This is a genomic window from Pseudomaricurvus hydrocarbonicus (genome assembly GCF_011602365.1).
Classification (GTDB): domain Bacteria; phylum Pseudomonadota; class Gammaproteobacteria; order Pseudomonadales; family Cellvibrionaceae; genus Pseudomaricurvus; species Pseudomaricurvus hydrocarbonicus.
On sequence record NZ_JAAONZ010000002.1, the window covers coordinates 46694 to 72354 of the forward strand.

Here is a 25661-nt window from a genome sequence, read left to right on the forward strand (position 1 = left end):
CTCCGCCACTTAGTAAGTACGAATCTTCGGTTCGAACGCTTCCATAGTTTTTGGTGCAAAGTTAACCGCACGCTTACCTACACGTTTCTCACCGGGGAAGTACATGGAGTGACACAACCAATTTTCATCATCGCGATCCTGGAAGTCATCACGAGCGTGAGCTCCGCGAGACTCTTTGCGCTCTTCAGCAGCAATCGCAGTCGCTTCAGCCACTTCCAACAGGTTTTGCAACTCAAGGGCTTCAACACGAGCAGTGTTGAATGCATTGGACTTGTCGTCCAGCTTAACATTTTCAATGCGCTCACGCAGATCGGCCAATTTCTTGATCCCTTCCTGCATGAACTCACCTTTACGGAACACACCGAAGTGGTTCTGCATTACGCCCTGCAGCTCTTTGCGCAAGACGGATGCATTTTCACCATTGTTGGTGTTGTTCACCTTGTTCAGGCGTGACATCGCGGCTTCCAGGTCAGATTCCGTGGCGTCACGGTGATCGATACCCTCGCGCAGCGCCTTTTCGATAAACAGGCCTGAAGCGCGACCAAAGACCACCAGATCCAGCAGCGAGTTACCGCCCAGGCGGTTAGCGCCGTGAACGGACACACAAGCCACCTCACCACAGGCGTAGAAGCCTTCAATGATCTTGTCGTTACCGTCAGCACCCTGAGTCAGTGCCTGACCGTCAACATTAGTCGGGATACCACCCATCATATAGTGACAGGTTGGAACCACTGGAATCGGCTCTTTTACTGGGTCCGCGTGAGCGAAGGTACGGGACAGTTCCAGAATCCCCGGCAACTTGGCATTCAGGGTTTCTTCACCCAGATGATCCAGCTTCAGGAAGACGTGATCGCCTTCAGGGCCACAGCCACGACCGTCCAGGATTTCCAGCACCATGGAGCGCGCCACAACATCACGACCGGCGAGATCTTTGGCGTTTGGAGCATAACGCTCCATAAAGCGCTCGCCATCTTTATTCACCAGGTAGCCACCTTCACCGCGACAACCTTCGGTCACCAAAACACCCGCTCCAGCGATACCGGTAGGGTGGAACTGCCACATTTCAATATCCTGTACAGGGAAGCCTGCACGCAGAGACATACCGATACCGTCACCGGTATTGATGTGGGCATTCGTGGTAGAGGCGTAGATACGACCCGCACCACCAGTAGCAAAGACAGTCGCTTTCGACTTAACGTAAACCACTTCGCCATCTTCGATGTTCATGGCAATCACACCGGTGACCACGCCATCCTGGTTCTTAACCAGATCGACAGCAAACCACTCATTCAGGAACACGGTGTTGTTTTTCACGTTACCCTGATAAAGCGTGTGCAACAGAGCGTGACCGGTACGGTCAGCAGCAGCACAGGTACGTGCCGCCTGGCCACCGCGCCCAAAGTCTTTCGACTGACCACCAAAAGGACGCTGATAAATACGACCTTTTTCAGTGCGGGAGAACGGCATGCCCATATGGTCGAGCTCATAAACCGCTTCGGGGCCGACATTACACATGTATTCGATAGCGTCCTGGTCACCGATGTAATCAGATCCCTTTACGGTATCGTACATGTGCCAGCGCCAATCATCATTGGGATCGTCAGAGGCAATCGCACAGGTAATGCCGCCCTGGGCGGATACGGTGTGCGAGCGAGTGGGAAAAACTTTGGTAATTACTGCGGTTTTGTAGCCAGACTGTGCCAGCTGCAGTGCGGCACGCATACCAGCGCCACCGCCACCGATCACAATACCGTCAAAAGAAATCGTACGCATGTTAGACATTACTTAAAACCCCCAGAGAATTTCGACACCCCAAACGGTGTAAGTCACAGTGACCACACCCAGCACAACTTGTGCTAAAACACGCAAGACAGTCGCTTTTGCGCCCATCATACGATTCGTCAGGTAATCGGTTAAAACAGCCCACAAACCAATCCAGGCGTGTGCTGCCAGGGAGAGCAAAGTGATCAAACTAAAGACGCGCATCCAGAGCTGGCTATAGAGATCTTTCCACTGTTCGTAACCCACTTCGGGAGTAGAAAGAATAAAACCAACCAGAAATATCACATAAGCTGCCATGGCAATGGCGCTTATACGCTGAATCATCCAGTCATAAAGGCCGCTGCGGCCAAAACTTGTTACTGCGGTTACCATACCCATACCCCTGCCAATACGATCAATACAACGGCTACAACCAGAGCGATTTTCGCACCAGTCTGTCCACCTTCGAGACTTTCACCAATCCCGCAATCCATAATCAGATGACGAATCCCCGCCACCATGTGGTAAGCCAACGCAGCGAGCGTGCCCCAGATGAGGAATTGGTAGATTGGATTCTGCAGCCCTTCTTTTAATGCAGCAAAGCTCTCCGCAGACTCCAAACTGGCGTCCAGCATACAAAGCAATATCGCAACACCGGCAAACAGGATTACACCCGAAACACGATGCAGAATTGAAACATAGGCGGTTATAGGAAGTTTTATTGTGGCAAGGTCAAGATTGACAGGTCTGTTCTTGTTCACGGTTGAGTCACACCTTTTTGCGCCTTTAAACAGGCATTATGTAGTCTACAGCTAAAGCTGCATATATCCCCCAAGCATAGGCATTCGACACTGGAACTGCCAACGGGCCTCTTGCAAGACGCGCAAAATTATAAAGATCCGCCTGTAAAAAAACAACAAAATAACGGCTTTTCAGTCACTTACTCATCAGCTATTTTTATCAACGCCCCCTCCTGCTGACGCTTAAAGCATCCAAAAGACCAACATTCAAACAATTGCACCAAGCTAAAGCACCATCACGCAGTCCGCACCAGAAAGGAACACTTCTATTGATTTGGCGTTATTTAAGCACCATTTAGAATAAATATGGGCTATCTTTAGGGATGTCTGGCATTTTGTAGACTTTTTTCAATTGACAATCTTAGTTGGCACCTTATAGTGTGCTCCGCCTCGCATTCCGTTTTCGACTACTCTTCCAACGGTAAGAGATCCGGAACTGTATACACATTATTTACTACAGGAGTCCGTAATGACTGATAAGAAAGCGCACCTTTCGGTCGACGGTTTGGATACCCCCATCGAACTACCGATTTACTCTGGCAGCACCGGTCCAGACGTCATTGACGTCACCAGCCTGACAGGTAACGGTTACTTCACTTACGACCCGGGCTTTATGTCTACCGCAGCCTGCGAATCCAAGCTGACTTATATCGACGGCGGCAAGGGTGTTCTCTTGCACGGCGGCTACCCTATTGAGCAGCTGGCTAAAGAATCGGACTACCTGGAAACCTGCTACCTGCTGCTGAATGGCGAATTACCTACCGCCTCCCAGAAAGAAGAGTTTGTCAGCATCATCACCAACCACACCATGGTGCATGAGAACATTGCTCGCTTTTTCCGCGGCTTCCGCAGCGACGCTCACCCAATGGCCATCATGTGTGGCGTAGTTGGGGCCCTGTCCTCTTTCTATCACGACTCTCTGGACATCAACAACGAAGAGCACCGCAAAATCTCTGCGCATCGCTTGATTGCCAAGATGCCGACGTTGGCAGCCATGTGCCACAAACATCATGTAGGTCAGCCGTTCATGTACCCCAGCAACAAGCTCTCTTACTCAGAGAACTTCCTGCACATGATGTTCGGTACCCCTTGCGATGACCCTGAAGTGAACCCGGTTCTGGCCCGCGCCATGGACAAGATCTTCCTGCTGCACGCCGACCATGAGCAAAATGCCTCCACCTCTACCGTTCGTCTGGCTGGCTCCTCTGGTGCCAACCCATTTGCCTGTATTGCTGCAGGCATTGCGACTCTGTGGGGACCTGCCCACGGCGGTGCCAACGAAGCTGTTCTGAACATGCTGGAAGAAATTGGCTCTGTCGACAACATCGACAAGTTTGTTGCCAAAGCGAAAGACAAGAATGACCCGTTCCGCCTGATGGGCTTCGGTCACCGCGTCTACAAGAACTTTGACCCTCGCGCCAAAGTGATGAAAGAGACCTGTGACGAAGTGCTGAAAGAACTGGGCCTTGAAAACGACCCACTGCTGGCAATTGCCAAGCGTCTGGAGCAGATCGCACTGGAAGATGACTACTTCATTGAGAAGAAGCTCTACCCGAACGTTGATTTCTACTCCGGCATCATCATGAAAGCCATTGGCATCCCGACCGATATGTTCACTGTGATCTTCGCAACTGGACGCACTGTTGGCTGGATCGCCCACTGGCACGAAATGATCAGTAGCCCTTACAAGATCGGCCGTCCGCGTCAGCTGTACACTGGCTACACGCCTCGCGACTATGTGCCTATTGAAGAGCGTTAAGCGTGCCTATTGAAGCGCGTTAAGCTTCAGCAGCACTCAAAAAAGGCCGCTTAGCGGCCTTTTTTGTGCCCATCCTGTCAATTTTCACCCTCCTAAAACACCCCCTGATCGCTCGCTCAAAACCCGTTTTCAGTATACAATTCCGCCTGGCAGAATTTAAGGCTGATTATGAGCAACACCACTGACAGCACCCAAAGAGGCATCGCCTTTGCTCTGGCGACCGCCATGGTCGGCAGCACCGCCGGTGCAGCCGGGAAACTGATCGCCGAAAACCTCAACTCGCCCATGATCGTCTTCGTTCAATTCAGCATCTGCCTGGGGGTCATCTTGCCGCGAATGCTGAAGCAAGGTGTGCGCTCCTGGGCCAGCGTCCACTGGAAAACCCACCTGATCCGCGGCCTGGGCGGCTGGCTCAGTTTCTTTGCGTTTTACACCGCCATGGGCTCTATCCCACTGGTTGACGCCACCCTGCTCAGAAATACCGCCCCGCTATTTGTGCCCTTGGTGGTGTGGGCCTGGGCGGGGCTGTATGTACCCGCTAACCGCTGGATACCCTTGATTCTTGGTTTTGTGGGCATTGCGATCATCTTACATTTTGGCTCTGAGCCCAGTATCAGTCCTACCGGACAGGGCCTCAGCCCTTCTGGACAACCGCTCAGTCCATCGCGACATGGGCTCGATTGGGCCTACCTTGCAGGATTGGCTTCTGGTTTAACACTGGCCATTTCCATGGTCGGTACCCGCTTGCTGTCTCAACATGACAGCAGCGGCAAAATCATGTTTTATTATTTTGCACTCTCATTTGTGCTGAGTTTGCCGCTGGCCATCGCCAACTGGCAGCCAATTCCCGTTGCCCTGTGGCCTTACCTGCTCTACATCGGCTTATCCATTTTCCTGGCCATGTGGCTCTATACCAAAGCCTACACTAGCGCCAAACCCAGCATCGTATCCCCTATCAGCTATTTTTCGGTCGTATTTGCCGGCTTTCTGGGCTGGGTAATTTGGGGGCACGTGCCCTCTGGCATGTCATTTCTAGGGATTGCGATTGTAATCTCCGCCGGTGTTTTTACTGTGTATTTAGGGAGCTCCGCCAATAAAAATGCGGCTCCGATCAACCAAGGAGAATAACTATGGACGTAAACCAAGTGGTTGAACCTCCATTCAACAAGCTGCTGGGCTTTCAGGTCACTGAGTGGAAAAACGGCCACGTGAGAATTGACGTTGACGCAAAGCCAGAGCACAACAACACTCATGGCATTCCCCACGGCGGCTTCCTCTGCAGCCTGCTGGATGTGGCCTGCTCAATGCCGGGTATTTATTGCGCAAAACCCAACCGGGTTCGTCGTGCCTTGACCCTGTCAATGAACACAAACTTTGTCGGCCAGGCCAAAAGCTCAAAACTTCACGCCATTGGTCGTATTGTCAGCGCTGGCTATAAAATTTTTCACGGCAGCGCGGAAGTCTACGACGCTGAAGGTACGTTGTTAGCCACTGCCCACGCCGTCTTCAAATACCGTAAAGGCTCAGAGGATCCGGAAGGTATGAGCCTGGAAGACTGGAATCACCTGGTTTCAACCTAATGCACTCACCACGACCCGTTAACGGCATACTACCAACCTCATCTTGTTAACCACAAAAGGAGACCGCTGTGCTGGACATACCAGGACTGCCCCGTAAAAAAGGGGACGAAGCCGACCGTAAGTTCATCGAAGCCCTGGCTCGCGGGCTCGATGTGTTACGTGCTTTTCTTCCCGGAGACGGTTTTCTGGGCAACCAGGAGATATCTCAGCGAACCGGGCTGCCCAAGTCCAGTGTTTCCCGTATCACTTACACACTGACCCAGTTGGGCTACCTGACCTACTCTGAGCGCATGGAAAAATACCAGTTGGGCAGTGGCGTGCTGGCTCTCGGCTATGCTTTCGTCTCCAACCTGGCGATTCGCCAGGTTGCCAAACCCCTGATGCAGGAGCTGGCCAACAATACCGGCACGTCTGTCGGCTTGGCGGATCGCGACCGACTCAAAATGATCTACGTCGAATACTGCTCGCCCACCAACGTGATGGCGTTTCGCCATGAAGTCGGTGACCGAGTGCCCCTGTCGACCGGGTCTGCCGGCAGGGCGTATTTAGCCGCCCTGCCCGACGAAGAACGTGAATTTTTCTTCAAACACATTGAACAGAAACAAGGCGCCAACTGGCCCAAAGTCAAACAGGGCATTCTGGAGAATATCGAAAACTACCGGCAACGAGGTTTTTGTTATTCCTACGGCGACTGGGACCCGGACGTCAATGGCGTCTCTGTGCCGCTGACACTGGGGAAAAACACCATTTTTTGCTTCAACGCCGGCGGCCCTGCGTACCGGCTGTCCAGAGACTTTCTGGAAAAAGAAGTCGCTCCGCAATTGAAAAACATGGTCCGAAACATCGAAGCCACGCTGGTTCGATATTAAGCTGAGTGAAGCAACATGAGCACGACTGCAGCAACTCGCCAGATCGTTCAGCAATACCACGAATGCTGGAAAGCCCATGACATTGAAGGCATCCTGGCACTCTACTCGCCCGATATCGAATACTATGATTACTTTGCGAATGTGCGGATTCCGCTCGAAGAGCTACGAGATTACATCGAGTTGAGTTTGCCACGCAGCAAAGCCAGCGCCATCCGCCACAATGATCGTATCCGGGCGGACGGCGATACCGCCTTCCTGCAATACACCTATACCCGCGAACAAAGCGATGGGCGGGTGCTGACCTATCAAAATGCTGAAGCGATTACGGTCCGCAACCACAAGATCATTCGCATCAACGAATACGCTTCGCTGATTCAGGAAGCGGCAGCAGAGCAGACCACAGGGACCTTACAACGCCTTGGACTCAATGACGAACGCTGCCAGATCCTGGCCGATGAAATGGCTGATTATTTCCAGCAACAAAAGCCTTTTTTGGACCCACAATTGACCTTGGCGGATGTTGCCGAAAATCTGGGTTACACCCGCAATCAAATTTCCTTTGTGCTCAACCAGCACATAGGCCAAAGCTTCTACGACTACATCAATTCAGCCAGGGTTGTACACTTCCTGGAGCGGGAACTGCAAGGCGTTAACCTCACCGAGGCCGCCTATTCCACCGGTTTCAGCTCCATGTCCACGTTCTATAAGTTTTTCAAACGTCACACCGGACAAACACCGGGCAAGTATTTTAAAGCCGCTAAGCCACACAAGCCTGGCGCTCATAAATTTCGGCCGGTCCCGCCAGCATAGCCAATGCTCAGGCAACGGCCTATGCTGTTGCTTCTACCTCCTGTTATACGGTGCACCATGTCCCCAAGCCAACCGCTGCATTGCCCAGACATCAGCTTATGGATGTCTCAAATTGAGCCTGAAACAGTGACTCGTCTTTCACTGACTCAAAACCTTGAGGTCGATATCGCCATCATTGGCGCCGGCTACAGCGGTCTCTGGACGGCCTACTACCTCAAACAGCAGGCGCCGAACCTGAAGATCGCTATCCTCGAAGCCAATCAGGTGGGCTTCGGTGCATCCGGGCGCAATGGCGGCTGGCTGATGGGCAGCGTAGAAGGTGAACACCACCTGCTGAGATCACTGTCCCCCTCAGACAAACCGCGGGCACACGCGTGTATTCACGGCATTGTGGATGAAGCCAAACGCGTCTTTGATAAAGAACAGATTGACTGTGACTTTGCCCACGGCGGCTGGCTGAGTGTTGCCGCCCGCTATCCGGAACAACTGCCCATCGTACGGAATCAACTCCAACAGCTGCACGCCGAAGGTCACTCCGAACACGATTATTGCTGGCTTGATCACAGCGACATGCAGTCTCGGGTCAACATACACAACACCTACGGTGGCATCTTTTCGCCCCACGCGGCACGCATTCATCCGGCCAAATTAGTCAACGGACTGGCCAAGGCGGTGGAGCGTTTAGGTGTGAGTATTTATGAACACACCACGGTCACCAAGCTACTGCCACCCAACGGTAAGAGTGGCCAACTCGTCACCCCCAAGGGGGTAGTACAGGCAGACATTATTCTTCCCTGTGTAGAAGGCTTCAGCTACGAGCTTGAACACCTGCGGCGTTATATCCTCCCCATCCAGAGCCTAATCGTCGCCACAGAGCCGTTAAGTGACTCACAGTGGCAAGACATCGGCATGCGCAATCACGAGCTCGTCAACGACGCCTGCCGGCTGGTGACCTACGCCCAGCGCACGGCGGATAACCGTCTGGTGTTTGGTTCGCGAGGCACCTATCAATTTGGCGGCAAACCCAAAAGCACCTTCCAGGACAATCAGCAGGTGTTTGCGACCATCGCTACATTGATGAAAGAGTTTTTCCCGATGTTGGGCAACACCCCGGTCACCCACTGCTGGGGAGGCACGTTAGGCATGCCAAGGGTCAAGCAGCCTCACGCCCTGTTTGACACTCGAACGGGGATTGGCAGCATCGGCGGCTATGCCGGTGAAGGTGTCGGCGCCTCGAATCTCATGGCGCGCACCCTGGCGGATCTCATTTTAAACAAAGACACGGAGCTCACCCAAATGCCCTGGGCTCACCACAACACACTGGAAAAGACCCTGCGACGCTGGGAGCCGGAACCGTTTCGCTGGTTGGCGTACAAAAGCATACTGTCCACCTTCTCGCGGGAAGAATCTATTCTCAGCGACCCCGACAGTGCCCCCTGGAAACGGAAAATGATTCATCGGGCCGCAGGGCTGGCCAGTCGGGTGCTTTAGAGTTCCGAGTTACTAGTTTCTAGTTTCTAGTTTCTAGTTTCTAGTTTCTAGTTTCTAGTTTCTAGTTTCTAGTTTCGACAGACTTTAGACTTTTGAGCCGGTTTGTGCTGGTGATTAACGCTCATCCGCACCTCACAAAAAAAGGGATTGCAGACACCTCTGCAATCCCTTTTGGTTCAATAATGATTCTGCAACGACAGCGATCTAACGCAGTAATTCAGAGACGTTAAACGCCATCTCCAGCACCTGATCGGCGTTTAAGCGAGGGTCGCATTGTGTCTCATAGCGCTTCGCCAGATCCCCCTCCGATACGCGATAGGAGCCGCCCACACACTCAGTGACCCGCTGCCCGGTCATCTCCAGGTGAATCCCCCCCGGATGGGCGCCTTCGGCTCGCAAAACCCCAAAAAACTGCTGGATTTCCAACAAAATCCGATCGAAGGAGCGGGTTTTGAATCCATTGCCCGCTTTCACGGTGTTGCCATGCATAGGGTCACTCGACCAAACCACCTGGCAACCTTCTTCCGTCACCGCACGGGCCAGTGCCGGCAATTTTTCGCCCAGGGTATCAGCCCCCATGCGGGTGATCAGTGTTAAACGACCCGCCTCGTTGTTGGGATTCAATGCCTCAATCAACGACAGCAATTCACTGGGGGTAATAGAGGGTCCGATTTTCACCCCAATGGGGTTGTGAATGCCTCGCATGTACTCGACATGTGCAGCATCCAACTGACGCGTGCGCTCGCCGATCCACAACATGTGCGCCGCGCAGTTATACCACTGGCCGCTGAGGCTGTCACGACGGGTTAAAGCCTCTTCATAGTTTAGCAACAGGGCTTCATGAGACGTATAGAGGTCCGTTTCCCGCAGCACGGGGGTGTTGTCACTGTTTATCCCCAACACCTCCATGAACGACAGGGCATCGCGAATTTCGTGAGCCAGTGCCTGATACTGCTCACAGCTCTCGTGTCCCGACACAAACCCCAGATTCCAGCCGTTGACCTGATGCAGATCCGCCAAACCACCGTGTGCAAAGGCTCGCAACAGGTTCAGTGTGGCGGTGGATTGATGATAAGCCCGCAACATTCTTTGCGGGTCCACTTCCCGGGCGTCGGGCGTGAACTCAGAGCCATTCACGATGTCCCCGCGAAAGCTCGGCAATTCTAGGCCGTCACGGACCTCGACGTCCGACGAGCGCGGCTTGGCAAACTGTCCGGCGATGCGCCCCACTTTGACTACCGGCTTACGCCCGGCATAGGTCAGCACAATCGCCATTTGCAAAATCACTTTGAAGGTATCGCGAATGCTGTCCGCTGAAAAATCCACAAAGCTTTCGGCGCAATCGCCGCCCTGCAACAAAAAGGCATTTCCCTGAGCCACCTGAGCCAGTTGACGACGCAACTGACGGGTCTCTTCTGCAAACACCAGCGGTGGCAAGGTTGCCAGCTGGGATTCGACATCGGCCAAGGCCATGGGGTCCTCGTAACGAGGCTGCTGATGAGCCGTTTTGGTTCTCCAACTGCTGGGTGCCCACTGTGCGGACGTCGCTGAACTTGCTTGTGCCTTTTCCATTTTTACACCTTCACTACTGCTGTTTTTGCCATACCGTTTTTTACCCGGCTCGTCTTACCTAGCCCCATATGACCTGTGATGTCGGTTTGGCACCTGCCAGCCAATTGCCCAGGCCTTTGCGACGATCAAAAAACCGTTCTTGTGATCACAACCCTGGTGCCGTACAACAATCTTGTAAATCCCACCGCAAGCACCTGAATGAGTGCATTATAACTCAGCGCTCAGGTCCACCCCAGCATGGAATACCTATCCATTTGATAGTTTCGCCTGAGATCCGGTTTAATGGTTTTATCCGCCGCGAGGACAGCCCTGAGCGACCTCAACTAACAGCCCTGAGCGGTTTTAAATAACAGCCCTGAGCGGTTTTAAATAACAGCCTTGAGCGGTTTTAAATAACGCCCTGAGCGACCCCCAGCGAACAAACTAACAGCCCTGAGCGTTTACCGGACATCCTTCGACCAGGCTATTGAGCTGCCATTTTTGACTCCGGCAGCCACGACAGTATTTCGGCCATATTTTGACTTGTGGGATATTCCCCCGTAGTCCATCCCAACCTCACAATCACAGCGTTGGCCTCTGGCACCACCATCACCACTTGCTTACGGTTTCCCAACGCAGCAAAGCTGTCAGCAGGCAAGTCGGCCCAGCGAGGCGTATCGTCGCCCCGATTCAACCAGAACTGGTAGCCGTAGCTTTTCTTGTTCCCGGTCGCGTTCGGTTCTACCGCTCTGGCAACCCACTCCCGGGTCACCAGCCGATGACCGTTCAGCTCACCCTGATTGAGCATCAGCTGACCAATACGCGCCCAGTCCCGGGCGCTGGCATACAGGTAAGAACTGCCCACCAGAATGCCGCTGGGGTCAGGCTCAAACACAAAGTCGTGCAGCCCCAGAGGCGACATGAGACGGTGCTGTAACCAGTCCAGGTTGCTTTGCAGTGTGCCCCCACTGAGATTGAAGATGAGACGAGACAACAGGTTGGTGGTACCCGAGGAGTACTCAAACACACTGCCCGGTGGATGCACCAGATCTGCAGCCAGAGGCAGATCAGACCCCCGGTGCGCGACAAACAACATGTCGGTGGCGCCCGCCCCCGGTTCATAGACCTCGGGGAAATCCAGTCCGCTGGACATGTGCAACAGATCCTGAAGCTCGATATGTCGCCGTTCATCGGCACTCCAGTCTTCAAACACCGGGACTTGATCAGGATTCAGTTTTCCAGTCATTTCCAAATGACCAATCATTAATGCCGTCACACTTTTGGCCATGGACCAACCCAGTAACGGGGTCTGTTGGCCAACCCCCGGGGCATAACTTTCAGCGATCAATTGGCCGTTTTGCACGACCAACAGCGCACGGGTCTGCAGGCCTTGTTCATTATCCGCCTGCAGCAATGCCCCCAGGCGTGCCTGCAGCTGCGGATTAATGTTGCTGGCACCATCCCCTGCGGGCCAGTCTTCCGCCCGGCGTGACGTGGTCTTCAACACCGCTTGATCCAGCATTGCGGTCTTGCCGATATTCAGGCTACACCCCAAGCCCGGCCGATACTGCGCCTCTGCGGTCTCCAGACCTAAAAAGTCCGCACGAACGCTCTTGTGAGCGTCATCGAAACTGAGATCCAACAAGGCCAACACGCCGGAATACGACTGCAGATCGGTAAACGCCTGCTCTTCGGATAACCTGGACACATAGCGCCCCGAGCAGGCTAACTTTGCACCCATGCCCGTCAACATGGCCGGGGCATTGCTCAAATACGTCGGTGTTATCCCCTGCCCCGCCCCCACTGCCAGCAAGACCATCAGCCCCGTTGCAATACCTACCACAGATTTTTTAACCATACTCACACAAATACCCTTAGTTATTATTTCATTACCACTCTGCACTTAGCCCCCATGATACCATCGGAAAGGTACGCGATTGCCAACTCCGCCCGGAAAACCTTCTCTGGAAGACCGGGGTGTTGCCGATACCTTGGCCGCGTGTAGAATTAAAGCATCCTCACATTACAGAGAGCTGTTTCGATGTCCGACTTTACGTCCTCGAAGACCCCCACTGCTTTTCCCCGTCTGGCGTTTGTCCGTCACGCGGAAACCTTTGCCAATGTCAGACGGGTGTGGCACGGCCAGACCGATACCGCCCTGACACCGCGGGGGCAAGAGCAGGCAGCCTATCTGGGAAAGTCTTTTCACCAGTTCATGCAACCGGACATCATCATCGCCAGCCCGCTGCAGCGAACCCGTCACACCGCCCAGGCTATCGCGGACCAGCACCAGCTGCCGGTGCAACTGGATCCCAGATTGATGGAATTTCACCTGGGTGACTGGGAAGATACCTCGTTTGATGACCTGCAGGAAAAAATGGGGGTTGCCGCTCGGCTTAAGGATGAGCCCGACTTCACCCCTCCCAACGGCGATTCACAAAACTCCGTCCGTCAGCGCATGGTTGAGGCGATCGAAGACATACTGCAACAATATGCCGGAGCCAATGTGGTGGTGGTCTCACACGGAGTCGCCATTGCCATCGCCCTGGCCCACTACCTTCACAGCGACACCACCCAATGGCTCAATTACAGCATGAACAATACGGGGATTTCCGAGCTCTGCCTGCGCAGCAAAAGTTTACCGGTGTTTAACCACACCGAGCACTTGCAGTGCCTGGAGGATTAACTAAAGATACGGCTGAAAATCAGGGACTGGCCTTAAGCGTGCGTTACTGAGGCCCGGGACTGAAAGTTGCGCGGGGAAAGGGGGTTCATGTACGACCAAATTCCGGATGCGTTTCCGCTTCCATTAAGGTGAGAATCTGCTCTGCCTCGTCCTGGGAATGACCGCAAAAGGCCTCTTCAGGCTGAAAACTGTGACAAAATGCCGGATAGTTTTCCTGCCCCCAAATACCACAGGAAAAATCTTCCGGGTCCATATTCACGCACATTTCACCGGCTTTCTTGCCCTGCGGCATGCCCGGAATGGCTTGAATAATGGAAGGCGCGATACAGCACATACCGCAGTTTGAGCGACACTTCATGGGGCTCTCGATGATTAATGGATTCTCAGTGATAACAGGAGTGTTCAGCGATAACACGGACTCTCAGTAATCAACGGGGCCAGAACCCAGAGCCTGTGCGCACCCTATCACCTTTAGCAACGAGAACCCAGCTCTATGGTTTGGGCGCAGTTCTAAGGCTTGAGCGCCACTTGAAATTTTTCAGCCAGAAACAACTGCCACGGTTCCAGCGGCAAATCGGTATTCACCGCTTGCCCTGCAGAATGCCAGCCAGGCTCTGGATCTACCTCACGCCCAGGATAGGCAGAACCGATTGGCACACCTTCCATGTCCGGCAGGTCATGAGCAATCCCCTTGTGACAATCGATACAGGTCTTATCTCCGCCAGCCAGTTCCGTGGAGTGCATGGCTTTTGCCCGAGGAGACTGAGCCGTAAAATCCATAAATTCAAAGTCATGACAGTTTCGGCACTCCAGAGAATCGTTGGCTTTTAAACGGCGCCATTCACGCTCGGCAAGATGTCGACGTTTTTCAAGAAATTTATCCCGGGTATTGATGGTTCCAAAGACCTTGCCCCAGACTTCTTTGGAGGCCTGCATTTTGCGGGCAATTTTATCGGTCCACTTATGCGGCACGTGGCAATCCGAACAGATGGCCCGCACGCCCGAGCGGTTCGTGTAATGAATGGTGGAAGTAATCTCTCGATAGGGGTTGTCTTTCATTTCATGACAACCGATACAAAACGCTTCAGTATTGGTAAATTCCATTGCCGTGTTAAAACCGCCCCAAAAAATAATTCCGGCCAGAAAGCCCCCCAGGCTGAGTGTGCCAAGGCCAATATAGGCCGATGGCCGATTAAAAACCCGCCAGTACTCTTTGAGAAATTTCAGCATGGTTTACTCCGCCGCCTTCATCCCATTGTTATGATTTTCTGACTGGTTCACTTCCCTGTTTAGACTCTCTTCCAGTACTTTTTCAATCCCCTGAAAATTACTGCTGGTCACCGGTTCAACAGCATGCTGAGGCACATGGCACTGAACACAGAAATATCGACGGGGTGACACGGCGGCTAAAGCCTGATGGTCACGGTCCAGATAGTGGGTAATACTGACCATCGGGGCGCCGGTATCGGGGCTGCGGGCGCGACTGTGACAACTCAGGCACTGATTATAATTTCGGTCGACTTGATACCCTTCCACCGAATGTGGAATCGTCGGCGGTTGATCGGGGTAGTTACGCATAGGCTTTTTAATCGGCGTGACAGTCTCCGGGATATCCGGCGCTTTGGTTTCATCAGCCAGTGTCCCACCCGGGCGAATGCCATCCGGCGCTGAGGCATTCAATGACGTCTCTGCCTCAGCCCACAAGACACTTGCAGAGAGAACGGCGAAGGACAAAACCGCGATCCTAAAATATTTCATTTTCATGAATCCTCCGCTGTTACGCCAGACTGACCAATTCAAGTTTTACCGCGCACTTTTTAAAATCCGTCTGAAAAGAAATGGGGTCGGTCGCATCCAAAGTGACTTTATTGATTAAGCGATTGGCATCAAAGAACGGGACAAACACCAGGCCTTTGGGCGGCTTGACCCGACCCCGGGTTTCCACTCTCGCCCGTATTTCACCTCGGCGGCTGATCACTTTGATTTCGCTGCCACGTCGAAACCCCAGTTCGGTGGCATCGTCATAATTCATATACACCAGGGCATAAGGTACCGCTGCGTGCAACTCGGGAACTCTCTGAGTCATGCTCCCGGTATGCCAATGTTCCAATACCCGCCCCGTGCTGAGCCAGAAAGGGTATGCATCATCCGGCGATTCGGCCGGCGGCTCATAAGGCAAAGCAAAAATCACTGCACGCTTGTCGGCATGGCCATAAAATTGAACCCCACTGCCCTTTTCCACGTAGGGGTCGTACCCCTCACGAAAACGCCAACGGGTTTCCTTACCATCCACCACCGGCCATCGCAAGCCACGCTCCTGATGGTATCGCTCAAACGGTGCCAGATCATGGCCATGGCCGCGGCCAAATTGCGCATACTCCTCAAACAACCCCTTTTGCAGATAGAAACCAAAAGCCTTGGCTTCGTCGTTCAGCTGATCCTTGGCGGTTTCAGACAAGGGAAACTGGTCGACATTGCCGTTGGTAAATAACACCTGATACAAATTTTTGCCGCGAAATTCCGGCGCTTTCGCCAGCAGTTCTTCGGGCCAGATGTCATCGACATTCAGGCGCTTGGAAAATTCCACCACCTGCCACAAATCCGACCGCGCCTCACCAGGGGCAGACACCAGCTGATGCCACATCTGGGTGCGTCGTTCGGCATTGCCAAACGCGCCTTCTTTTTCAACCCACATGGCACTGGGTAAAATCAAATCTGCCGCCTGGGCGGATGTCGTCGGATACACATCTGACACAATCACAAACGTCTTGGGATTGCGCCAGCCCGGCAGGGTTTCCTGCTTCAGATTGGGTCCGGCCTGAATGTTGTTACACGCCTGCGTCCAATACACCCGGATCACACCATCCTTTAACTTTCGGCTTTGCAACACCGCATGAAAGCCATTTTTATCGGGAATCGTACCCTCGGGGAGCTTCCAGATTTTTTCTGTTTTGGCCCGGTGCTCGGGATTGGTCACTACCATGTCAGCCGGCAAACGGTGAGAAAAGGTTCCTACCTCACGGGCGGAGCCACAGGCCGAGGGTTGACCTGTCAGCGAGAAGGGGCTGTTGCCGGGTTCGGAAATTTTACCGGTGAGCAAATGCAGGTTATAGGCCATGTTATTGGCCCACACACCCCGCGTGTGCTGGTTAAAGCCCATGGTCCATAACGACATGACTTTTTTGTTGGGATCGGCATAAATCCTGGCCAACCGCTCCAACCGTTCTTCGGCCACACCGGTTTCTTTGGCCGTTCGTTCCAGAGTGTAGGGTTTAACGAACTCGGCAAATTCCTCAAACGTAATCTCTGTGGAGGCCCCGGCCTTATCTGCCCCCTTGGCATTCACTTGCCGCGGATCCTCAGGCCGCAAGCCGTAACCGATATCATCCTGTCCGCGGGCAAACCGGGTATGTTTTTTGACAAAATCATGATTGACCTTGTCGTTTTCGATAATGTAATTGGCGATGTAATTCAAAATAATCAAATCGGTTTGGGGCTTGAAGACAATGCGCAGATCCGCCAAATCAAAGCTACGGGTCTGATACGGCGACATGGCCACCACTTCTACGTGATCGAACGACAAGCGCCGGTCCGTCACTCGGCTCCACAGCATCGGGTGCATTTCAGCCATGTTGGAACCCCACAGCACAAACGCATCCGCATGCTCTATATCGTCATAACACCCCATGGGCTCATCTATACCAAAGGTGCGCATGAAACCACCCACCGCCGAAGCCATGCAGTGCCTGGCATTGGGATCCAGGTTGTTGCTGCGCAAGCCCCCCTTCATGAATTTACTGCCTGCGTAGGCTTCAAACACCGTCCACTGCCCCGAGCCTAACATCGCTACGCTTTCAGGGCCGGTTTCCCGAATGGCTTCTTTGAACTTGTCCGCCATAATATCGAAAGCCTGATCCCAGCTGATGGGTGTGAAATCTCCCTGCTTATCGTACTGGCCGTTGCTCATGCGCAGCATCGGTGTCGTTAAACGATCACTGCCGTACATGATTTTTGACAGAAAATACCCTTTGACACAGTTGATACCCCGGTTAACTTCGGCCTTAACGTCACCGTGTGTAGCCACTACCTGATTGTCTTTGGTGGCCACCATCACACCACACCCCACCCCACAGAACCGGCAGGGCGCCTTGTCCCATTTGAGCGTGGTCAAATCACGATTGGTAATCAGATTGGAAGCGCTGGCCGGCACCGGCAAGCCAATGGAGATGGCGGCCACCGCCGCCGCATTGGCTTTGGCAAATTCACGACGCGAAATAGTCATCAGACTTCATCCTCCGGAATAATTTCGTGATACACCAGAGCAGAATTCAGAACCCCGGGCTGCTCGACGATCGTGTCGATCAAAGCCAAAATATGTTTTTCATCTTCCGTCTCTATCACCACCACCAGCTTGCCTTGTTCGCTTTCCGCGTGGATTTCTGTCTGAATGTCCGAACAGGAAAACGCCTCAACCCATTGTTTCACCGTCTCAAGATAATTTTTCCGCACATGCACAATCAGACTGGCGATGTGGAGAGGAACAGACACCTTTTCTGTCGCAATAATTTCCGGTTGGTTTAATTTCCCGAAATCCGATCGCCCGCCAACGTCAAGTGTAGTATTCATCTAAGAGCTTCTTAAAGTTCAGGTTAAAGTTTCAGGTGGAATTTAAAACGCCCCTGTCGTTAATTTTCGCAGATAAAGAAATTTTATGCTGGGATGACCTGCTACTCACGCCCGTTAAAAACGTTATTTATTAGTGTGAATACCGTGAGCAGATATAAATACGTCATGCAAGTGACGTTCTGTAGACGTGGAACCCTCAATTACCCACTTGATCCGGGAGGTCCGGCCAGCAGTTGATACATCCAGACGATAAACCCATAACTACCGACAAACATCACTGTAAGAATTGGAAACAGGAAGATGATGATAAACATAAACATACGCCACTCTTCCTTGCGCTGCAGTGTATCTTCCGGTGTGATAGGTTCGTTAAAGTCAGTCACACGCCCTCCCATTACCCGTCCAGTGCTGATTGGATGGTTTATTCATCAGTGCCATAAAGACTAGACAAGAAATGACCAAAGTTAAAAGAATGGCAGGCTGAAATAGAGAATTGTGGCGTATAACAAAGGATTGTGGCGTATAACAAAGGATTGTGGCGCCTAACCAAGGGTATGGCGCCAAAGTCTGTATCAGGCATCCTTCGGCGGGCGTTCAACCACCTTGCGTTTGCCTGCAGTCGACTCGGCTAACGCTTTCAGCTCATCACCGTCAAAGGCATCAACCCGGATTACATCGTAGAGCGCCGTCAAAGCCTCCAGAAGCGGTTCACGCTCAGTTTCTTTGATTACCCCCTCCGCGCATGCCCAGTCCACCAACTCTTTACGCTGATGCCCCAACAGCAGGTCAATGCCACTCAAGTCATTGGCGTCTCGATGACGCATTGCGGTGTGCAGGCGTGTTCGCAGTTCGAGTGTATTGTTGGCCAGTCGGTAAGCGTTTAACACCCGCCCCAGAGGGTCGTTCGGGTCGGTATTGTAGTAGCAGCCCCGAGTAATTCGCTGCCGCAAGGGGGTATCCTCAACAATGCTGGCTGCCACTTGCTGACCTAATCGATCATCGGGGCCGTTAAGCCCGGTGGCACCCAGAGGAAAAATCAGTAGCCGCAGAGGCCATCGCAGAAGCCTCACAGGAAAGTTGATGATCAGTGTTCGCATGGACCGCTGCAAATCTCGCAGGCAGGTTTGCAGGCACCACTCCACCAGCGGCCTCTGATTCTCAGGATAATCTTCATCATGCCATTGTTTTATCACCGCTGTGGCGTAATAAAGCTGAACCAGACAATCCGCCATCCGCCCTGACAGGCGCTGACGGGCTTTAAGTCCCCCTCCGACACTCAATAAAGATACGTCGGTCATGAACGAAAAGGCCGCCGAAAAACGCGCCAGCTGACGGTAATAGGAGCGAATGGCACCGCCTTCAGGCACCGATTCCGGCCACCCCCGAGTCACCGCCATCACACAGGCGCGCAGGGCATTTCGGCCAGTATGGGCCAAGTGACGATAAAAAACGACGTCGAACTTCTTCACTGCGGCCGATTCATCGGCCATTCCCGCGGCTTCTATTTCCTCCACAATGAAGGGGTGACAGCGAATCGCCCCCTGGCCAAAAATCATCAGGCTGCGAGTCAAAATATTGGCACCTTCCACCGTGATGCCAATGGGCACCGCCTGATAGCCTCTCGCCAGAAAGTTACGCGGCCCAGTGATCACCCCGCGTCCGGCCACCACATCCATTGCGTGATTAATCACCTCCCGCATCAGGTCCGTATTGCGGTATTTCAGCACCGCCGAAGGCACTGACGGCCGTATGCCCCGATCCAGCATACCTGCGGTCAGCAGGCGTGCCGCATCCATCATATAGGTGTAGCCTGCCATCGGTTCGAGCGCTTCCTGTATGCCCTCAAACTGACTGATGGAACGGCCAAATTGCTCCCGCACCAGGGCGTAAGAGCCGGTTGCCAGACTAGCCGCCTTTCCCGCGCCTGTGCCCAGTGCTGGCAGCGAAATGGAGCGACCAATGGACAGGCACTCCAACAACATAGTCCAGCCCTTACCCAGCATAGCCTGACCACCGATCACCTGATCCATGGGAATGAACACGTCAGTTCCCCACGTAGGTCCGTTCATAAAAACGGTGTTCATCGGCAAATGACGAGCTCCAGCGTTCACGCCCTCCAGATTTCGCGGCAGCAATACGCAGGTCACACCTATCTCGGCGGAGTGCCCTGCAGCTTCGTCCGCGCTCCCGCCTGCGGTCTGTTGGACATCGCCTGGTTCAGCAGCCGTCTCTCCTTGGCTGGCAGGCAATAACCGATCCGGATCGTAGACCTTGATGGCCAGGCCGATTAACGTCGCCACTGGCGCCAAGGTGATATAGCGCTTGTTCCAGGTGACCTTCAGGCCCAGGACTTCCTTCCCCTGCCACTGGCCTTTGCAGACAATTCCCTTGTCCGGGATCGCACCCGCGTCGGAGCCCGCCATGGGCGAAGTGAGAGCAAAGCAGGGAATCTCTTCTCCACAGGCCAGGCGTGGCAAGTAATGCCGCTTCTGATCCTCCGTACCATAGTGCATCAACAGCTCACCAGGCCCCAGAGAATTGGGCACCATCACCGTGACGGCCGCGGAGACACTGCGGGTCGACAACTTCATCACCACCTCAGAGTGGGCGGTGTTGGAAAACCCCTTACCGCCCTGCGCTTTGGGAATGACCAAACCAAAAAAACCATTCTGACGTATGAATTGCCATACCGCTTCTGGCAAATCGTAGTGCTCGTGGGTAATCGCCCAGTCATCCAGCATCTGACACAGAGTTTCCACCGGGCCATCGAGAAACGCCTGTTCCTCACCACTAAGCTTTGCCGGCTGGGCATTCAACAAACGGCTCCAGTTCGGCCGACCGGAAAACAGCTCTCCATCCCAGTCCACCGTTCCCGATTTCAGAGCTTGCGCTTCGGTTGAGGACAGCGTAGGCAGCTGCTCCCGCACCCATTTCAACAACGGCAGGCTCAATTTGTCCTCTCGCAGACCGCCCGGCTTCAGCACGATCAGGCTTAACCCCAGCACGCCGCCGCCGATCAGTAAGCTTAAGAGATTAAAGTCATCCAGCCCCCAGCCGATGAGCGTGGCGATAACCAGCACTGTCGCGGCAGCAAAGCCACCCACGCCCAGGTATATGAGTACCAATCCGCTGAGCAGTAATAACAGGAAACTCACAGGCAGACCTCCGTTGCAATGAATATTCAAACCTCGACACCACTAACCATCGACCATAGGTGTGCTTGTGGCAAGTAATGGATGAACACAGATTGTGACGCTGGGCGATACCACCTTGGTAAAAGATAAAAGAATTTTGATGCAAACCAGCACGGCGCGCCGCCCCAGAGCCTGCTGACAGAAAACACGGACACAAAAAAGGGCAGCATTCTTACGAATACTGCCCTATTGGGATTTTCTTACCGAGGCATCACCGTCTGGAGTGACGCCCAGGCTCAACAAGCTATGAAATGACAAATGACGTCAGAATCTTCGCCATCAAGCTATTGATATTACTTATTGGGACGCTCAGGCTTTTCAGGTTTTTCCGGACGCTCGGGCTTTTCTGGACGTTCGGGTTTTTCCGGGCGCTCAGGTTTGTCCGGACGCTCAACTTTCTCAGGGCGTTCAGGCTTATCTGCACGCTCGGCTTTCACGGGGCGCTCCGCTTTTTCGACACGTGGCGATTTCGGTGATTTTTGAGGCTTATCCGTTCTCACAGCCACAACCGCACCTTCCCGATTGCTGGCTTTAATGTCTTTCATTACCTGGCCAACATTCATATCATATTCGTGAAAGATTTCCCCCCACCCCATTCCGGCCGCTCGCAAATCAAGAATGCCGTTACCTTCCGCATTCGACAGTGCCGCAATTACATCCAAATCTGTTGCCCCGTCTTCCAGCAAGGCATTGGTCAAGCCTAAAGCCAGGCTGACTTCTCCAAACCCCATACCATTACCGTCGGCGTCCAGAGTCACGGTTTCAATGACAATTTCAGTTTGCTCGAGTCCGTTTGCATCCAGAACCGGATTGCCTTCATTATCAACAATGACTTTCTCAACTTCCGTCTCGACACTGTAAGTACCGCCCGTGCGCAAGGTCTTGACTAAATCTTCACTGTGACCATCACCCAACTCACTGAAGTCGCTGGCAATTTTTTCAATCACTTGCTGATTTCCTTCGGAAAAGACAATCTCCGCGGGTTCTATCACATCGGGCGCAGTTGTAGCCTCGCCTTCGGTTTGGGCATAAACTGTTGTCGCCGACAATGACAGTGCGGCCAATAAACCATAACTGTATTTCTTAACGTTCATCTTTCGTAATTTCCTCATGTTTTGAATTCGTTATTTTTGTACTTCCAACTTTTCCTTTCAAACCATCGCTCGCCATCAAGCGCGAAACTTAAGGGCGATAAGAAAACTGTATTCCCAGACCATAATCCGGACTGCCGTCCATTAAGCCCAAATAATTGTAAAACATGACACTGTACTGATCCGACAGGCGGTGATTGACATAAGCGAAGAGCTCCAGAGAGTCGTCACTTGAGGTTGCCGACTGCTGATAATCCAGAGAAGCGCCAAAATTGCGTTGATCACTGTAGCGATAATCTGAACCCAGGGATAAGGCAAATACATTATCCAGATCGCCCTGGGGCGGATCTCCCTTGATTTTGTACGTCAGATTTGCGAAAGGTGTGTATTGCCCATAAGGTTTATAAACATCGGCGGAAAAGCTGTAGTCGACTTCTCCAGTACCCAGGCGCTTATCATCATCGGCCGTCGGTATTTTAAGCTTGGCACCTACATCCAGATAAAACCACTGCGCCGGTACTGCGTCCACCTCATAGGCAGCCCCCAGCCAGGTATCTCCAAAACCGCTTTCAGCCGTCGATTGGGTATTCCCTCCGTCAATGACAATACCGTCGCCACCGATACCAATGACATTGCCTGGGCCGTCAATTTTAACCAGTGCCGTAGACGCCTTGTACGTCCACTGCCCAGTACTGTATGACGCTGAGACCGGCAGAAACAGAATGTCTGTATCCACAGGGTCACCACCGTAATCACCAGAGCTGTAATCCGCACCTGCGGTGTATTTCCAGGCTCTGTCTTCGGCCTGGGCACTGGCCAGAAAAAACAGCGCGGCAGCGGTGACAACCGCAGTCGTTAAACGAGGCATACAAACTTTTCTCCCATATTCAAGGCAATAGCTACAGACTAGTCGCAAAAGGTTTAGCACGCCACCAACTGGTTCTCAGTGGGTTTGCTGATCAATAGCGGTTATGGCAAGAAAGCACAGGAAGGTGGCAAATTCTGTGAAGAAAACGCGATTACAACACCTGATTCAGAATACGGTAGCGCGGCACTTTGGATTGCATCAAGGCAGCGCATCGACACCAGGCACACTGAAGGTAACGCAAAAGCATCAACCGATTCCCGTCCAGATCGAGAAGTTTTGAAAGCGATATTGTAAGATCCGCTGCCTGTTGCCTGTTGCCTGTTGCCTGTTGCCTGTTGCCAGATTGTTACTGGGTAGCGTTTACCGCTGCGCGAACCTCACCAGAACCCAGTGTGCCTACATCAAAAAACGCTGCAAGGTTGTGATGGCCAATAACCGCCAGGGGGCCAATCAACAGGAGGGGTGTTTTGCGACAGCACTAACCAACGACAGTGCTAACAAGCCAATAGTGTTCACAAACGGATAGTGTTCACAAAAGAATGTGACGGGAATGGCCAAATACACAACGGCAGCGAGGGGTAGAGCTCAACAGACGGTCAAACTCACGCAACACCCGCTCTATCCGCAGGGATCTACCTTCCCTGGCGGATCACGCCGGCCAAATCAGGAGAGACAGGCCACTACTTCTTCGCTTCCCAGCGATTCATGTTCCAACAGTTCAGCCATCAACTTATCCAGTCCCTGACGATGTTTGTCCAACAATTCCATCGCTTCGGCTTCGGCTCGCAACAGCAGCTGCTTCACTTCTTCATCAATCTTTTCCGCAAGTGCCTCACTGTAAGGTCTGGGCTCTGTGAGCTCTCGCCCCAGGAAAGGGTGACGCTCACCTTCTGCAAACCCCATCGGCCCCACATCTTTACTCATGCCCCAGTTAACCACCATTTGGCGAGCCAACTTGGTCGCTTGCTTTAAATCGTCCGCCGCGCCCGAACTGCAGTTATGGTAGAGCAACTGTTCTGCACAGCGCCCTCCCATAAAAATACGCAACCGATCCCGTAAAAAGTCTTCGTCAAAATTGTGCCGCTCCTCACTGGCCAATTGCTCAGTGACACCCAGGGCTCGCCCTCGGGGAACAATACTGATTTTTTGTAAAGGATCGGAATGCTCGGAATAAAATGTGATCAGTCCGTGACCTGCCTCATGACAAGCAACACGTTCACGTTCAGCGGACGTCAGCAGATTGGGCCGCTCATCCCCCATCAGGACCTTTTCTCGCGCCACCAGAAAATCATCACTGGTCACATCATGCCGATCCTCCCGGGCAGCCCGTAAGCTGGCCTCATTGACCAGGTTTTCTATATCCGCCCCGGAAAACCCGACCGTCATACCGGCCAATTTTTTCAAATCCACATCGCTGGCCAAGGGCGTTTTACGAGTGTGGACCTGAAAAATGGCCACCCGCGCCGCCTTATCCGGCAGATCCAACACGACCTTACGGTCAAAGCGGCCAGGCCTCAGCAAGGCCGGATCAAGGACATCCGGCCGGTTGGTCGCCGCCAACACCACCACCACGTCTTCCGGATCAAAGCCATCCATTTCCGCCAGTATCTGGTTCAGCGTCTGTTCCCGCTCATCATTTCCGCCCCCCATGCCCGTTCCCCGAATTCTGCCAACAGAATCGATCTCATCAATGAAAATCAAAGCCGGGGCTTCTTTACGCGCAGTGAGAAACATATCCCGCACACGGGAAGCCCCCACCCCCACATAGAGCTCAATGAATTCCGACCCGGTGATCGAGAAAAAAGGCACCCCGGCTTCCGCTGCTGTTGCTCTGGCCAGGAGTGTTTTCCCCGTACCCGGCGCCCCCATCATCAGGATACCTTTGGGAATTTTGGCTCCCAACGCCTGGTATTTCTCAGGGTTTTTGAGAAATTCGATGATATCCCCCAAATCCTGTTTGGCCCCCTCCAGCCCAGCCACATCATCGTAGGTAATGCCCCCCTCTTTTTTCTCAAAACGCCGGGCTTTGGAATTGGAAAAGCTCAACCCGCCCCCGAGTCCACCCATCCCCCCCATGCGGGATTGAACAGAGCGCGACAGCAACACAAATACACCAATGATAAAAACCCAGGGCAAAAAGCCCACCAACAGATTGACCCAGACCGGGGTTTCACTGGATTTAACATTGACATCAACATCCGCGGATTCCAGCTTCTGCAGAAATTCATCACCAATAAATTCGGGCAAACGGGTTCTAAAGTCGACGGACTTATCCGAGTTATTGTAACCACCCGACAAATCCAGCCCTCTGATTTCCACTCGGCCAATTTCACCGCTTTCCAGGGATTGGATAAACTCACTGTACGGCAGGAGGGGGGATTGCTGATCCTGCCCCTGGGCAAGCCAGAAATAAGAGAAGAAGACCGCCATCATCAACCAGACAAACCAGGGGTCCCGATGCAGGGCTTCAGGCGGCTTGCGGGGTGGGCCCCCCTTGTCAGAAGGCTTGTCGGGTGGCGGCGTGGACATTGGCATCATGGTTCCCTGTGTGATGGTGTTTCCAGCTAATTTACAT

The 25661-nt window shown here is 53.1% G+C and carries 23 protein-coding genes; 8 read left to right on the forward strand and 15 right to left on the reverse strand.

The annotated features are described in order from the left end of the window. Nucleotides 1-9 precede the first annotated feature (9 nt). The 3 genes from sdhA to sdhC are packed head-to-tail and all read right to left on the reverse strand — an operon-like array spanning nt 10 to nt 2522. Nucleotides 10-1782, reverse strand: coding sequence for a succinate dehydrogenase flavoprotein subunit (gene sdhA / locus G8770_RS02525; protein WP_167181468.1), 1773 nt, complete (start codon nt 1780-1782; stop codon nt 10-12). A gap of 3 nt (nt 1783-1785) precedes the next feature. Further along, nucleotides 1786-2154 carry a succinate dehydrogenase, hydrophobic membrane anchor protein gene (gene sdhD / locus G8770_RS02530; RefSeq protein ID WP_167181470.1) on the reverse strand — a complete coding sequence of 123 codons (369 nt, stop codon included), beginning with the start codon at nt 2152-2154 and terminating at the stop codon, nt 1786-1788. Then, a complete protein-coding gene (gene sdhC / locus G8770_RS02535) occupies nt 2148-2522 on the reverse strand; it encodes a succinate dehydrogenase, cytochrome b556 subunit (protein ID WP_167181472.1) in 375 nt (124 codons plus the stop codon). Before sdhC ends, sdhD begins: the two co-directional genes overlap by 7 nt. Before the next feature lie 508 nt (nt 2523-3030). Here sdhC and gltA point away from each other — a divergent pair. The 6 genes from gltA (at nt 3031) to G8770_RS02565 (ending at nt 9070) form a co-directional block, all read left to right on the forward strand. Further along, complete coding sequence (gene gltA / locus G8770_RS02540; protein WP_167181474.1) at nt 3031-4320, forward strand: citrate synthase; 1290 nt, start codon at nt 3031-3033, stop codon at nt 4318-4320. A gap of 168 nt (nt 4321-4488) precedes the next feature. After that, nucleotides 4489-5448, forward strand: a complete 960-nt coding sequence (locus tag G8770_RS02545) for a DMT family transporter (RefSeq protein ID WP_167181476.1) — start codon at nt 4489-4491, stop codon at nt 5446-5448. Nucleotides 5449-5450: 2 nt separating this feature from the next. After that, the gene (locus G8770_RS02550; RefSeq protein ID WP_167181478.1) at nt 5451-5900 is read left to right on the forward strand and encodes a PaaI family thioesterase; all 450 of its coding nucleotides are present in this window, start codon (nt 5451-5453) and stop codon (nt 5898-5900) included. 68 nt (nt 5901-5968) lie between these two features. Further along, nucleotides 5969-6769, forward strand: coding sequence for an IclR family transcriptional regulator domain-containing protein (locus tag G8770_RS02555; protein WP_167181480.1), 801 nt, complete (start codon nt 5969-5971; stop codon nt 6767-6769). Nucleotides 6770-6784: 15 nt separating this feature from the next. Further along, nucleotides 6785-7579 carry a nuclear transport factor 2 family protein gene (locus tag G8770_RS02560; protein WP_167181482.1) on the forward strand — a complete coding sequence of 265 codons (795 nt, stop codon included), beginning with the start codon at nt 6785-6787 and terminating at the stop codon, nt 7577-7579. A 57-nt stretch (nt 7580-7636) separates the two neighbouring features. Next, nucleotides 7637-9070: an NAD(P)/FAD-dependent oxidoreductase gene (locus tag G8770_RS02565; protein ID WP_167181484.1), complete on the forward strand. Its 1434-nt coding sequence runs from the start codon at nt 7637-7639 to the stop codon at nt 9068-9070. A gap of 204 nt (nt 9071-9274) precedes the next feature. On the opposite strand, the gene G8770_RS02570 is transcribed toward G8770_RS02565, so the two are convergent. Together G8770_RS02570 and G8770_RS02575 are read right to left on the reverse strand one after the other, a co-directional pair. Next, entirely contained in the window at nt 9275-10642 is a 1368-nt protein-coding gene (locus G8770_RS02570; RefSeq protein ID WP_167181486.1) for a class II 3-deoxy-7-phosphoheptulonate synthase, read from the reverse strand. Nucleotides 10643-11105: 463 nt separating this feature from the next. Continuing rightward, nucleotides 11106-12479: a serine hydrolase domain-containing protein gene (locus G8770_RS02575; protein ID WP_167181488.1), complete on the reverse strand. Its 1374-nt coding sequence runs from the start codon at nt 12477-12479 to the stop codon at nt 11106-11108. Nucleotides 12480-12662: 183 nt separating this feature from the next. Between G8770_RS02575 and G8770_RS02580 the strand changes: the two genes are divergently transcribed. Beyond that, complete coding sequence (locus G8770_RS02580; protein ID WP_167181490.1) at nt 12663-13307, forward strand: histidine phosphatase family protein; 645 nt, start codon at nt 12663-12665, stop codon at nt 13305-13307. Between the two features lie 85 nt (nt 13308-13392). Here the strand turns inward: G8770_RS02580 and G8770_RS02585 are convergent, their stop codons facing one another. The 9 genes from G8770_RS02585 to G8770_RS02625 all read right to left on the reverse strand — a co-directional run bounded on the left by G8770_RS02585 (nt 13393) and on the right by G8770_RS02625 (nt 23086). Next, on the reverse strand, nt 13393-13665 hold the full coding sequence (locus G8770_RS02585; protein WP_167181492.1) for a YkgJ family cysteine cluster protein: 273 nt from the start codon (nt 13663-13665) through the stop codon (nt 13393-13395). A gap of 152 nt (nt 13666-13817) precedes the next feature. Further along, a complete protein-coding gene (locus G8770_RS02590; RefSeq protein WP_167181494.1) occupies nt 13818-14537 on the reverse strand; it encodes a cytochrome c3 family protein in 720 nt (239 codons plus the stop codon). A gap of 3 nt (nt 14538-14540) precedes the next feature. After that, nucleotides 14541-15071, reverse strand: coding sequence for a nitrate reductase cytochrome c-type subunit (locus tag G8770_RS02595; protein WP_243760242.1), 531 nt, complete (start codon nt 15069-15071; stop codon nt 14541-14543). A gap of 13 nt (nt 15072-15084) precedes the next feature. After that, nucleotides 15085-17589, reverse strand: coding sequence for a nitrate reductase catalytic subunit NapA (gene napA, locus G8770_RS02600; RefSeq protein WP_167181496.1), 2505 nt, complete (start codon nt 17587-17589; stop codon nt 15085-15087). After that, on the reverse strand, nt 17589-17933 hold the full coding sequence (locus G8770_RS02605; RefSeq protein ID WP_208022009.1) for a chaperone NapD: 345 nt from the start codon (nt 17931-17933) through the stop codon (nt 17589-17591). Before G8770_RS02605 ends, napA begins: the two co-directional genes overlap by 1 nt. Nucleotides 17934-18133: 200 nt before the next feature. After that, a complete protein-coding gene (gene napE / locus G8770_RS02610) occupies nt 18134-18316 on the reverse strand; it encodes a periplasmic nitrate reductase, NapE protein (protein WP_341771057.1) in 183 nt (60 codons plus the stop codon). A 189-nt stretch (nt 18317-18505) separates the two neighbouring features. After that, a complete protein-coding gene (locus tag G8770_RS02615; protein WP_167181499.1) occupies nt 18506-21088 on the reverse strand; it encodes an acyl-CoA dehydrogenase in 2583 nt (860 codons plus the stop codon). A gap of 332 nt (nt 21089-21420) precedes the next feature. Beyond that, nucleotides 21421-22221, reverse strand: a complete 801-nt coding sequence (locus G8770_RS02620; RefSeq protein WP_167181501.1) for a hypothetical protein — start codon at nt 22219-22221, stop codon at nt 21421-21423. Between the two features lie 88 nt (nt 22222-22309). Continuing rightward, nucleotides 22310-23086: a transporter gene (locus tag G8770_RS02625; protein WP_167181503.1), complete on the reverse strand. Its 777-nt coding sequence runs from the start codon at nt 23084-23086 to the stop codon at nt 22310-22312. Between the two features lie 78 nt (nt 23087-23164). Here G8770_RS02625 and G8770_RS02630 point away from each other — a divergent pair, with 78 nt between their 5' ends. Continuing rightward, a complete protein-coding gene (locus tag G8770_RS02630; RefSeq protein ID WP_167181505.1) occupies nt 23165-23380 on the forward strand; it encodes a hypothetical protein in 216 nt (71 codons plus the stop codon). Nucleotides 23381-23749: 369 nt separating this feature from the next. Here G8770_RS02630 and ftsH read toward each other — a convergent pair whose 3' ends face one another. Beyond that, entirely contained in the window at nt 23750-25615 is a 1866-nt protein-coding gene (ftsH, locus tag G8770_RS02635) for an ATP-dependent zinc metalloprotease FtsH (RefSeq protein ID WP_167181506.1), read from the reverse strand. Nucleotides 25616-25661 lie beyond the last annotated feature (46 nt).

Excerpts from the sequence above, each read along its gene's own strand:
- G8770_RS02605 (WP_208022009.1), bottom strand. The coding sequence starts at position 17,933 with ATGAATACTACACTTGACGTTGGCGGGCGATCGGATTTCGGGAAATTA.
- sdhA (WP_167181468.1), bottom strand. The coding sequence starts at position 1,782 with ATGTCTAACATGCGTACGATTTCTTTTGACGGTATTGTGATCGGTGGC.
- G8770_RS02585 (WP_167181492.1), bottom strand. The coding sequence starts at position 13,665 with ATGAAGTGTCGCTCAAACTGCGGTATGTGCTGTATCGCGCCTTCCATT.
- sdhD (WP_167181470.1), bottom strand. The coding sequence starts at position 2,154 with ATGGTAACCGCAGTAACAAGTTTTGGCCGCAGCGGCCTTTATGACTGG.
- G8770_RS02595 (WP_243760242.1), bottom strand. The coding sequence starts at position 15,071 with ATGAAAATGAAATATTTTAGGATCGCGGTTTTGTCCTTCGCCGTTCTC.
- G8770_RS02545 (WP_167181476.1), top strand. The coding sequence starts at position 4,489 with ATGAGCAACACCACTGACAGCACCCAAAGAGGCATCGCCTTTGCTCTG.
- G8770_RS02590 (WP_167181494.1), bottom strand. The coding sequence starts at position 14,537 with ATGCTGAAATTTCTCAAAGAGTACTGGCGGGTTTTTAATCGGCCATCG.
- G8770_RS02620 (WP_167181501.1), bottom strand. The coding sequence starts at position 22,221 with ATGAACGTTAAGAAATACAGTTATGGTTTATTGGCCGCACTGTCATTG.
- napA (WP_167181496.1), bottom strand. The coding sequence starts at position 17,589 with ATGACTATTTCGCGTCGTGAATTTGCCAAAGCCAATGCGGCGGCGGTG.
- G8770_RS02580 (WP_167181490.1), top strand. The coding sequence starts at position 12,663 with ATGTCCGACTTTACGTCCTCGAAGACCCCCACTGCTTTTCCCCGTCTG.
- ftsH (WP_167181506.1), bottom strand. The coding sequence starts at position 25,615 with ATGTCCACGCCGCCACCCGACAAGCCTTCTGACAAGGGGGGCCCACCC.
- G8770_RS02565 (WP_167181484.1), top strand. The coding sequence starts at position 7,637 with ATGTCCCCAAGCCAACCGCTGCATTGCCCAGACATCAGCTTATGGATG.
- G8770_RS02575 (WP_167181488.1), bottom strand. The coding sequence starts at position 12,479 with ATGGTTAAAAAATCTGTGGTAGGTATTGCAACGGGGCTGATGGTCTTG.
- gltA (WP_167181474.1), top strand. The coding sequence starts at position 3,031 with ATGACTGATAAGAAAGCGCACCTTTCGGTCGACGGTTTGGATACCCCC.
- G8770_RS02570 (WP_167181486.1), bottom strand. The coding sequence starts at position 10,642 with ATGGAAAAGGCACAAGCAAGTTCAGCGACGTCCGCACAGTGGGCACCC.
- G8770_RS02625 (WP_167181503.1), bottom strand. The coding sequence starts at position 23,086 with ATGCCTCGTTTAACGACTGCGGTTGTCACCGCTGCCGCGCTGTTTTTT.
- G8770_RS02560 (WP_167181482.1), top strand. The coding sequence starts at position 6,785 with ATGAGCACGACTGCAGCAACTCGCCAGATCGTTCAGCAATACCACGAA.
- G8770_RS02550 (WP_167181478.1), top strand. The coding sequence starts at position 5,451 with ATGGACGTAAACCAAGTGGTTGAACCTCCATTCAACAAGCTGCTGGGC.